We start from the raw sequence: 1,872 nt of genomic DNA, 5'->3' as shown, positions 1-1,872 counted from the left end.
AGACTTTGGCTTTCGTTAATGGGGTTGTTGGGGTTCGATAGCCATGTGCCCAACTGTCATCCACGCCCATGAAATCACCAGCAAACACGCCGCCTACTTCAAGGCTGTTTTCAATCCTTTGCCAAATTTCATCAAAACGGGTGGGGTCGGAAAAAAACAGACTCGAATTGGCAATCACTACGCCAGATTTCGGGTAATCATAATTTTCAAATCCACATTCAGATATATCGACCAAAGGCTTGCGACCAAATCTGTCTCGACATATAGCAATGGAATCAGGATTAATATCAAAACCATAGACTTGATAAGCTTGCTGCTCCAAAAAGGCGATGTCACTGCCTGTTCCACAACCACAATCAATCGCAACATTTAAGCCTGACTCATTCAGTTTGATTGCGAATTCAGTTCTCTTTAAATGAGGTTTGCTTAGTGCTTTTTGGTAATACTGACGCCAGATCTCTGAATGTTCACCCATGGCGCTTCTCCAACAGTCCACTTAGGCTTTGAACTTGCACGATACGTGGATGCTGTGACTTAAGTTCAACTCCTTCCGTGTTCAACCACACCGCTTTCAAACCCGCTTCAAGTGCTGGGTAAATGTCTTTCTCTAGAGTGTCGCCAACCATGGTGATGTCTTGTGGTACAACACCGAGCTTAGAAATAATGGCAGGATAGAACCCCGACTCGAACTTAGAAAAGCCAATGCTCGCCTTACAAAAGTAACCCAAGATAGATTGAGACAGGCCAACGCGCTCAAAGGCACGAATGATGTCGTCTTTACTGGAATCACCAGCATTGGTGGCAACGTAGACTTGATGATTTTTGGAGAGTTCAGCCAGTAATGCACGAGCACCACTCACTTCTTGTACCGTTTCCCAGTCACACATCTTCCCTTGTGCGTCTGGGAAATCGACCATCAGCGTATTGCCCCAGTCGAATAAGACTATTTCTGTTAATTCGATTAGCTTTGTCATCTTGCCTCCTGCATACGATGAATTATCTAATGTTCAAGCGAGCCTATAGAAACTTCTCGATAAGGATCTCGTCAAAGTACTGGTCGCCAATCTTACCGTGTTTCTTAGCCGTTCCGACAATTTCAAAACCTTGCTTAAGGTATACCGCTAACGCGCGCTCGTTGTCTGCTCTTACATAGGCGAACAGCTTTTCATAACCTTTGGCTTTGGCTGATTTGAATGTGTAGCCAAACAACTGCTTGGCAACGCCCTGCCCACGGCTATTTGCATCAACATAAGTGCCAATAATACCAACGTGGTCAAAGGCCTTAGTGTAACTAGCGAATGGTTCTACATTCTGAAAACCAAGCAACTGGCTTGTCGTCTCGTTGACTGCAACGCTAAATACACCGCACTCAGGGAACGACTCAATGAATGCCTTTTCTTCATCAACAGTAAAAGTCTGATCCAAGATCGTATAACGCGCTTCGATAATGATTGGATTCAATACATCAATAATGCCTTGTGCATCTTGTACCGCGACTTCTCTGATTGTTAAGCTCATACTTCTCTACCTTTTTATTGCTTTCGGCAAATTCTATCGCTATATGCCATCTCTTTGATAGGACAGAATGTTGTCGAAAGCGATATCGAAGTAGAGTTCGTAGCTATTTTGTTCAACATAGCCCAAATGTGGAGTCGCTGTGACGTTTGTTAAGGACAGTAGCGGTTCGGTGTCTGTTGTTACGGGCTCACAATCAAACACATCAATAGCGGCTGTTTTGGTCGGTACCTCGCGTAGTTCATGATACAGAGCCATCGGTTCGACTAACTCCGCGCGGCTGATGTTCACAAGCAGTGAGTTCGGCTTCATCAAGCTGAGGTCGTGTGCCGTAACACATCCTCTGGTCACATCATT

4 protein-coding genes are annotated in these 1,872 nt (G+C 44.9%); all 4 read right to left on the bottom strand.

Features of this window, described 5'->3' with window-relative positions; all coding sequences use genetic code 11:
- The coding region (locus AB4496_RS25685) for a class I SAM-dependent methyltransferase (RefSeq protein ID WP_372132675.1) at positions 1-475 on the bottom strand (475 nt) is incomplete at its 3' end.
- Entirely contained in the window at positions 468-974 is a 507-nt protein-coding gene (locus AB4496_RS25680; protein ID WP_102258498.1) for an HAD family hydrolase, read from the bottom strand. The genes AB4496_RS25685 and AB4496_RS25680, both read right to left, overlap by 8 nt.
- Before the next feature lie 43 nt (positions 975-1,017).
- Positions 1,018-1,518, bottom strand: a complete 501-nt coding sequence (locus AB4496_RS25675; RefSeq protein ID WP_050634411.1) for a GNAT family N-acetyltransferase — start codon at positions 1,516-1,518, stop codon at positions 1,018-1,020.
- Between the two features lie 39 nt (positions 1,519-1,557).
- A partial coding sequence (locus AB4496_RS25670; protein ID WP_372132672.1) for an NAD(P)-dependent oxidoreductase occupies positions 1,558-1,872 on the bottom strand: 315 nt, incomplete at its 5' end.

The organism is Vibrio sp. 10N.222.46.A1, assembly GCF_041473595.1.
Lineage (GTDB): Bacteria > Pseudomonadota > Gammaproteobacteria > Enterobacterales > Vibrionaceae > Vibrio > Vibrio tasmaniensis_A.
Note: the sequence above shows the minus strand (reverse complement) of the source record. Positions and strands in the feature narration are given on the sequence as shown.